The organism is Micromonospora sp. ATCC 39149, from assembly GCF_000158815.1.
Classification (GTDB): Bacteria; Actinomycetota; Actinomycetes; order Mycobacteriales; family Micromonosporaceae; genus Micromonospora.
In genome coordinates, this window is the sequence record NZ_GG657738.1 from 2,097,977 (window position 1) to 2,106,200 (window position 8,224).

The window sequence follows — 8,224 nt, forward strand, 5'->3', positions numbered from 1 at the left end:
TCGCGCTGACCCTGGTCGCCGCAGCCGTGATGGTGCTGCTCGGCAACTGGCAGCTGGACCGCTACCGGGGCCGTACCGCGATCAACGAGCGGATCGACGCTGGCGCGCGGATGGCACCCGTGCCGCTGCGCGACGCCGTGCCCGCCCCGACCGGGGGCGGTGGCACGGCCGGCCCGGCGCCCGCCGACGAGGCCACCTGGTCGCGGGTCACCGTGACCGGCCGGTACGACGCGGCGAACGTCGTCCTGGTCCGGGGCCGGACGGTCGACAACCGGGTGGGCTTCGAGGTCGTCACCCCGCTGGTCCTCGCCGACGGCACGGCCGTGCTGGTGGACCAGGGTTGGGTGCCGCCCGCCCCGGGCGGGGCGCTGGCGCAGCCGCAGTTGCCGCCGGTGCCGCAGGGCGAGGTGACCGTGGTGGGCCGGGTGCACCCGACCGAGAGCGGTGCCAGGGCCGTGGACCGGCGGGACGGCCGGCTGGAGACCCGGCGGATCGGGGTCCCCCGGCTGGCCCGGGAGCTGCCGTACCCGGTGTACGGCGCCTACGTCCTGCTCGACGAGCAGACGCCGGCCGCCGACCCGGTGTTCCAGGCGGTGCCGATCGGGCACACCAACAACTGGCAGAACTTCGGGTACGTCGTGCAGTGGTGGCTCTTCGCCGCGATGACGCTCTTCGGCTACGGCTGGGTGGCGCGGCGGGAGGCCCGCCGGATGGCCGGGCTTGACGGGCCCGGCAAGCCGCTCGACCGGGCCGCCGAGCCCTCCCCGACCGCCCCCGCCTGACCGGTCCCGGGTTCTCTCCCGGTCGCCGCGCTGCGGAAACCGGACAGTCGGCGGGTCGCCGGGGCACGGCGGGAAGTTGTAGTGTCCGCCGGGTGATCGACTACCGTGGGGGGTCGCGGTGACCCCTGAACCCACGCCGCCACCACACCCGCCGGAGCCGAACCCGTCCGAGCCGGTGACGGCGACGCACCCGTCGACCGACCCCTGGGCGGTCCCGCTGCGGTCGACGACGTACTCGACCCCGCCGGCGGGCTTCCCGGCCGCGGCCGACCCGTTCGCCGCCCCGCCGGCCACCGCCTCGTTCTCCGCCCCGCCCGCCAGCGGGCCGTACTCCGCGCCGCCCGCCGCACCCCCGTACTCCGCGCCGCCGGGTATCAGCCCGTACTCCGCGCCGCCGGGCGGCCAGTTCTCCGCGCCGCCGGCCCCCGGCCCGTACTCCGCGCCGCCGGCCCCCGGCCCGTACTCCGCGCCGCCGGCCCCCGGCCCGTACTCCGCGCCGCCGGCCAGCGGGCCTCCCGGGCCCTATCCGCCGGCGCTGACGGCGACTGCGGCCCCGTTCGGCGGCCCGCAGTACGGGGCGTCCGTGGCGGCGGTGCAGATCGGCGAGATCATGGTGGCCCCGCCGGAGATCCGTACGCCGGCCGGCGTGCTGCCCGTGGCGGGCGCGCAGTGGCACGTCGCCGACTACTGGCAGACGGAGCAGAAGGTGGCCACCTGGGCGATCGTCTGCGCCGTGCTCGGGTTCTTCTGCCTCACCATCTTCAGCCTGCTCTTCCTGCTGATCAAGGAGACCCGGCACCACGGCACCGTGCAGGTGACGGTCAGCAACGGCCCCCGCCAGTACGTGGCCCGCATCCCGGTCACCGACCAGGGCCAGGTCCAGCACATCAACAACCAGGTCAACTACGCCCGGTCCCTGTCGGCCTGACCCGAGCCGAGCGATCGTCGGCGATGTCGGCGACGTGGCGGTGTCCTGGGCTCGGGATACCGCCACGTCGGCCGGCATCGCACGCCGGCCCGCCCGGGATTCGCCGGCACGGCACGCACCCGGCGCCGGCACCCCGCTCAGGCCGGGTGCCGGCCGGCGTGGATCGCCCGGACCGCGTCGATCGTGTCCGCCTCGGCCGCGGTCTTGTCGCCGCGGTAGCGGACCACCCGGGCGAAGCGCAACGTCATCCCGCCCGGGTAGCGGGAACTGGTCTGCACCCCGTCGAACGCGATCTCGACCACCTGCTCAGGGCGGACCCGGACCACCCAGTCACCGCGCTCCACGGCGAGGGCGAGAAACCGCTCGGTCTGCCAGCGCAGCACCTCGTCGGTGAGCCCCTTGAACGTCTTGCCGAGCATGACGAACCCGCCGGTGGCCGGGTCCCGCGCGCCGAGGTGCAGGTTTGACAGCCAGCCGCTGCGCCGGCCGCTGCCCCACTCCACCGCGAGCACCACCAGGTCGAGGGTGTGCCGGGGCTTCACCTTGACCCAGGCCGCGCCGCGCCGGCCGGCGTCGTACGGGGCGTCGGGGTCCTTGACCACCACGCCCTCCTGCCCGGCGTCCAGGGCAGCGGCGAAAGCCGCGCCGGCCGCCTCGGGACCGTCGACCACCATCCGCCCGACCAGCAGCGTCGGGTCGACCACGCTGGCCAGCGCCGCCCACCGCTCGTGGCCGGGCCGGTCGATCAGGTCGTCGCCGTCGAGGTGCAGCAGGTCGAAGAAGTACGGCGTGAGCACCGCCTCGCCGGTCGTCTCGGCGGCGGCGAGCACGGCCGGGGCGACCGGGGCGGGGCCACCGGCGCCCGGCATGGCGTCGCCGATGTTCGGCGTGGTGCCGCCGGCGCTGGGCGTGGCGCGGCGGGCGGCCCGGCTGGAGGTCTGCTGGAACGGCAGCGGCCGACCGGTGGCGTCCAGGCCGATCGCCTCGCCGTCGAGCACCAACTCCCGGGCGGGCAGCGCCCGCACGGCGGCGACCACCTCGGGCACCCGGGCGGTGATCTCATCCAGGCTGCGGGTGAAGACCGCGATGTCGGAGCCGGAGCGGTGCACCTGGGCCCGGATGCCGTCGAGCTTCACGTCGACCACGGCGGGGACACCGGTCAAGGCCAGCGCCTCGTCGACCGACGGCGCGCTGGCCGCCAGCATCGGGGCGAGCGGGCCGGCCCACCTGGAGCCCGAAGTCGGCCAGCGCAGCCGCGCCGCCCCGCAGCGCGGCCACCGCGACCGCCCGCAGGTCGCCGGCGAGCAGCAGGGCCCGGCGCACGGCATTCGGCGGCACGTCGGCGGCCCGGGCGATCGCGTCGGCCAGCAGCCCGGCCTGAGCGCCCTGGCGCAGCTCGCCGCTGAACAGGCCGCGCAGCATCCGCTGCTCCTCGGCGGTGGCGGCGGCGAAGAGGGCGTGCAGCAGCGCCCGGCGGCGGGCCTGCGAGCCGGGGCCACCCACCGCCGCGATGTCGTCGATCGCGGCGTCGACCGCGCGGACGGTCAGGGTCGACTCGGCGGCCGGCGGCGGCAGGTCGCGCAGGCTGGCCCAGCCGACGCCGGTCTGCCGTTGCCGCAGCTCGCCCGCGAGCCAGCCGGCGCCCGCCGGGACCTCGGCCGGGTCGAGAGCCCGCAGCGCCGCGGCGAGCAGCTCCACCTTGGCCCGCCGGCCGGTGGTCGCGCCCACGGCGGCGGAGGTGGCCGCCAGGTCGAGGAACCGCACGCACCTCATCCTGCCAGCCACCCCCCGACGCCGCTGGGGATACGCGGGCCGACGCCGGAAGTTGCCGCTTCCCACGCCGCCGCGTCACCCCGGCCCGAGCACCCGTGACGGGTTCCCGGGCCGACCGGTCCCTGACGCCCCCTCTGCGCCGGACCGGGGTCTCGCGGGCCCATCAGACCGCGACAGGCTCCTCGATGCGCAGGCCCCGGGCGCGCACCTCGTCGGCGACGCGGGAGAGCAACGCGTCCAGCGTGACCAGGGCGGTGGAGAGGTCACCGAGCTGTTCCTTGAGCGTGTCCTCAGACCACGCGGAGACGTCCACGTCCCCCAGAGCGCTGACGGCGGCCCCGAGCCGGGCCATCACCTCGTTCGTACTCATGTTCGAAAGGCTATACCAGGCTGTCCCGCGACACGCCGAAAACACCCCGATGAACTGGGAAGTTACGGTTCCGTCACCTAACTCCGGTTCGTGCCCACGGCGGCCACCTTCGCCAGCAGCAGCGCCTCGGCCGCGCAGACCCGGGCGAACTCGCCGAGGTGCAGGCTCTCGTTCGGGCCGTGCGCCCGGGCGTGCGGGTCCTCGACCCCGGTCACCAGGATCGCCGCCTGCGGGAACATCTCCTGAAAGGTGGCGATGAACGGGATCGAGCCGCCGATGCCGATGTCCACCGGCTCGGTGCCGTCCCAGGCCGTGCGGAAGGCGTCACGGGCCGCGACGAACATCGGGCCGGACGCGTCGATGACGCAGGGGGCACCGTCGTGTTCGAAGGTCACCGTCACCTGGGCGCCCCACGGCGCGTGCTTCGTGAGGTGCTCGCGCACCGCCGCGTACGCCCGCTTCGGGTCGTCGCCCGGCGCCAGCCGTACGCTCAGCTTGGCCTTCGCGGCGGGGACCAGGGCGTTCGGTGCCTCGCCGGTGGCCGGGGCGTCGATGCCGAGCACCGCCATGGCCGGCTTGGTCCAGATCCGGTCGGTGATCCGGCCGGTGCCGATGAGCGACACGCCCTCGACCAGCCCGGCCTCGGCCCGGAACCGGTCCTCCGGGTAGTCCACGGCGGCACCCTCGCGCCCGACCAGCCCGGCGACGGCCACGTTCCCGGCGTCGTCGTGCAGCGTGGCCAGCAGCCGGACCAGCGTGGTGAGCGCGTCGGGCACCGCGCCGCCGAACATGCCGCTGTGCACGGCGTGGTCCAGGGTGCGGACCTCGACGAAGCAGTTGACGATGCCACGCAGCGAGGTGGTCAGCGCCGGCACGCCGACGTCCCAGTTCGTCGAGTCGGCGATCACGATCACGTCCGAGGCCAGTTCGTCGCGGTGCTCGGCGAGCAGCCGCTCCAGCGAGTCCGAGCCGTACTCCTCCTCACCCTCGACGAAGAGCACCACACCGACCGGGAGCCGGTCGCCGAAGGCGCGCAGCGCCGCGACGTGCGCCATGATCCCGGCCTTGTCGTCGGCCGCGCCCCGCCCGTAGAGGCGGCCGTCGCGCTCGACGGGCTCGAACGGGTCGGACTCCCACAGCGACAGGTCGCCCACCGGCTGCACGTCGTGGTGGGCGTAGAGCAGCACGGTCGGCGCGCCGGGCGGGGCGGCCCGCCTCCCGATGACGGCCGGCTGACCGCCGGACCGCACGATCCGCACGTCGAGGTCGCAGCCGCGCAGCACCTCCGCCACCGCCTCGGCGGACCGCTCGACGTGCGAGTGGTCGAAGCCGTCGAAGGCGACGCCGGGAATGCGGACGAGTCGTTCCAGGTCGGCGCGGACGCCGGGTAGTTCCCGCGCGACGGCGGCTCGCACCTCGGCATCGGACATGGTCGGTAAGGTCATGACCGGCATCGTATGCCGGCCTTACCGCCGCCGAGGGCGACGTACTCGGTCCCGGGGTCGTGCGGCAGGCCCGGCGCGCCGTCGACGACCAGGTCCACCGCGTCCGCCGTGCCGTCGGCGGCGAAGTGCGCCCGCTCGCCGGCATGCCAGCGGCGCAGCTCGGGCAGGATCCCCGGCCCGTCCCGGGCGACGGCCCGCGACGACCGCAGCTCGGCGGGCGCGGTGACCAGAACCGACAGGGTCAGCTCCGGCCGGACGGCGGCCCGCGCCGCCGAGACCCCCTCGACGATCACGACGGGGGCGGGCGGCACGGGCAGCTCGCGGGGCAGGAAGCACCGCCGCACCCAGCTGTACCGCCGATAGGCCCCCGGCTTTCCGGCCCGCAGCGGGGCGAGCACCCACCGCTCCAGCCGGGGCCAGAAGGTGAGCTGGTCGGCCCAGCCGTCGAGCAGGTCGTCGGTGTGCACCACCGGTGGTCGCCCGCCGCCGGGCAGTGCCGCCAGGGCGTCCGCGAGGCGCGCGGCGAAGACGCTCTTGCCCGCGCCGCTCGGCCCGTCGACCGCCACCAGTCGGGTACGCCCCAACCGCGCCGGCCCGGCCAGCACCCGCCGGCCCAGCTCCGCGTACGTCTCGACGGTCGGCACCCACACGGCCCCGACGCTAGCGGCCTGCCCCGGGGGTACGTCGTCCGGTCGACCCGAGCCGTTTTCGGCACACGGACGCCCCGCGCCACGGGCATGATCGTGCTGTGCGCCACAACGTGATGAGCCCGGGCATTGACGCCCTGCTGGAACAGGCCCGTTCGGGGGTCCGCCGGCTGACCCCACACGAGACGGTCGAGACCGTACGCCTCGGCGCGCTGCTCGTCGACACCCGCACCGACGCGCAGCGCCGGGAACAGGGCAACCTGCCCGGCGCGGTCGTCATCGACCGCACGGTGCTGGAATGGCGGCTGGATCCGGCCAGTGAGTGGCGCATTCCCGAGGCCACCGGGTACGACCGGGAGATCGTGGTGGTGTGCCGGCAGGGGTACAGCTCCAGCCTGGCCGTGGCCAGCCTGCGGACGCTCGGCCTGCACCGCGCCACCGACATGATCGGCGGGGTCCAGGCATGGCTGGAGGCGGGGCTACCGATGTCCGACCGCCCCGCCGACATCCGCTACTGACACCACCCACAGCGGTCACGCGGGGCAGCGGTCACGCGGGCAACCCCAGGACGCACCCCCGGGTCAGCACGGCGCTCCGGGTGGGATGAACGGCAGCCCGGCGGGTGGGCCGCACTCGATCAGCCGCCACAGGGCGGCGGTGTCCAGGTGCTCCTCGACCAGGTCGCCGAGCAGGTCCAGGGAACGCTCGCGGGCGGCGGCGAAGCTGGTGTCCGGGGCGACCCGGAAGCCGGTACGGCCGGCGAGACGGGCCGCGTCGGTGAGGAACCGGCGGCGGAACGCGTCGGACTCGAAGGCCCCGTGCCAGTGGGTGCCGCACACCGCGCCGAGCACGGCCCCCTCGCCGGTGCCGTCGTCGTACGACAACAGGGGCGGCAGCGCCGGGTCGGCCGACGAGACGTACCCGTGGTGGATCTCGTAACCCCGGACCGGGACGCCCGCGTCGGCGGCGGCGGTGCCGGCCGCCTGCCGGACCGTCTTGCGCGCGGCGAAGGTGACCTCGACCGGCAGCAGGCCCAGCCCCGCGACGCTGCCCGCGCGGCTCTCCACCGGATCGTGCACGGCCCGGCCGAGCATCTGGAAGCCGCCGCAGATGCCCAGCAGCGGCTTCCCGGCCGCCGCGTGGGCGGCCACGGCGTCGGCCAGCCCGGTCCGGCGCAGCCAGGCGAGGTCGGCCACGGTGGACTTGGAGCCGGGCAGGACGACGATGTCGGCGGCGGCCAGCTCGGCCGGCTCCACGGTCAGCCGGACCCGGACGCCGGGCTCGGTGGCCAGCGCCTCCACGTCGGTGGCGTTGCTGATCCGGGGCAGCCGGACGACCGCCACATCCAGCCAGTCCGTGCCGTGCGGGGCCGCCGGCCGGCCGAGCACCCGGCCGTACGCGAGCGAGTCCTCCGCGTCCAGCCACAGGTCCAGATGCCAGGGCAGCACCCCGTAGGTGGGGCGGCCGGTGACCCGGGTCAGCATGTCCAGCCCCGGCTGGAGCAGCCCGCGGTCGCCCCGGAACTTGTTGATCACAAAGCCGGCGACCAGCGCCTGGTCGGCCGGGTCGAGCAGAGCGACCGTGCCGAACATCGAGGCGAACACCCCGCCCCGGTCGATGTCCCCGACCACGATCGTGGGCAGGCCGGCGTGCCGGGCCAGCCCCATGTTCACGTAGTCGCCGGCCCGCAGGTTGATCTCCGCAGGGCTGCCGGCCCCCTCGCAGACCACCACCTCGTACGCCTCGCGCAACTCGGCGAGCGAGGCGAACGCCGCCTCGGCGAGCCGGGGCCGCAGGGCGTGGTAGTTGCCGGCGGTAACCGTGTCGACGGCCTCGCCGAGCAGCACCACCTGGCTGGACCGGTCGCTGCCCGGCTTGAGCAGCACCGGGTTGAATCGCAGGTCGGCCGCCACGCCGCAGGCCGCCGCCTGCATGGCCTGGGCCCGGCCGATCTCGCCGCCCCGGCCGTCCGGGCCGACCACCACCGCCGAGTTGTTCGACATGTTCTGCGCCTTGAACGGCGCGACCTTCACCCCGCGCCGACGCAGCCATCGGCAGATCCCGGCGGTGAGCACACTCTTGCCCGCGTCGGAGGTGGTCCCGGCGACCAGCAGCCCCCCACTCACCGGCGGTCGCCCCCGGCGGCGGGCGGCCGGAAGCCTCCAGCGGCGGGCGGCCGGAAGCCTCCAGCGGCGGGCGGCCGGAAGCCTCCAGCGGCGGGCGGCCGGAAGCCTCCAGCGGCGGGCGGCCGGAAGCCTCCAGCGGCGGGCGGCCGGAAG

At 75.7% G+C, this 8,224-nt stretch carries 6 protein-coding genes and 2 pseudogenes; 3 read left to right on the forward strand and 5 right to left on the reverse strand.

The window, feature by feature from the left end:
• Positions 1-782 (forward strand): SURF1 family protein (locus MCAG_RS08640; protein WP_050777911.1); only part of this gene is annotated, 782 nt, incomplete at its 5' end.
• A 118-nt stretch (positions 783-900) separates the two neighbouring features.
• On the forward strand, positions 901-1,710 hold the full coding sequence (locus tag MCAG_RS08645; RefSeq protein WP_007072582.1) for a hypothetical protein: 810 nt from the start codon (positions 901-903) through the stop codon (positions 1,708-1,710).
• 137 nt (positions 1,711-1,847) lie between these two features.
• On the opposite strand, the pseudogene MCAG_RS08650 reads toward MCAG_RS08645, so the two are convergent.
• The 4 genes and pseudogenes from MCAG_RS08650 to MCAG_RS08665 form a co-directional block, all read right to left on the reverse strand.
• A pseudogene (locus MCAG_RS08650) lies at positions 1,848-3,483 on the reverse strand (ATP-dependent DNA ligase).
• A 163-nt stretch (positions 3,484-3,646) separates the two neighbouring features.
• A complete protein-coding gene (locus MCAG_RS08655) occupies positions 3,647-3,853 on the reverse strand; it encodes a hypothetical protein (protein ID WP_007072584.1) in 207 nt (68 codons plus the stop codon).
• A 77-nt stretch (positions 3,854-3,930) separates the two neighbouring features.
• Complete coding sequence (locus MCAG_RS08660; protein ID WP_198141725.1) at positions 3,931-5,283, reverse strand: dipeptidase; 1,353 nt, start codon at positions 5,281-5,283, stop codon at positions 3,931-3,933.
• A pseudogene (locus tag MCAG_RS08665) lies at positions 5,276-6,127 on the reverse strand (uridine kinase); the annotation flags it as partial. The pseudogene MCAG_RS08665 and the gene MCAG_RS08660, both read right to left, overlap by 8 nt.
• Between MCAG_RS08665 and MCAG_RS08670 the strand changes: the two are divergent.
• Positions 6,062-6,463, forward strand: coding sequence for a rhodanese-like domain-containing protein (locus MCAG_RS08670; protein ID WP_007072586.1), 402 nt, complete (start codon positions 6,062-6,064; stop codon positions 6,461-6,463). The pseudogene MCAG_RS08665 and the gene MCAG_RS08670 sit on opposite strands and share 66 nt — an antisense overlap.
• Positions 6,464-6,526: 63 nt before the next feature.
• On the opposite strand, the gene MCAG_RS08675 is transcribed toward MCAG_RS08670, so the two are convergent.
• The gene (locus MCAG_RS08675) at positions 6,527-8,071 is read right to left on the reverse strand and encodes a cobyric acid synthase (protein ID WP_007072588.1); all 1,545 of its coding nucleotides are present in this window, start codon (positions 8,069-8,071) and stop codon (positions 6,527-6,529) included.
• Positions 8,072-8,224 lie beyond the last annotated feature (153 nt).

What these genes read in the sequence shown, in the direction of transcription:
- MCAG_RS08655 (WP_007072584.1), bottom strand. Translation starts at nt 3,853, where the DNA reads ATGAGTACGAACGAGGTGATGGCCCGGCTCGGGGCCGCCGTCAGCGCT.
- MCAG_RS08660 (WP_198141725.1), bottom strand. Translation starts at nt 5,283, where the DNA reads ATGTCCGATGCCGAGGTGCGAGCCGCCGTCGCGCGGGAACTACCCGGC.
- MCAG_RS08670 (WP_007072586.1), top strand. Translation starts at nt 6,062, where the DNA reads ATGAGCCCGGGCATTGACGCCCTGCTGGAACAGGCCCGTTCGGGGGTC.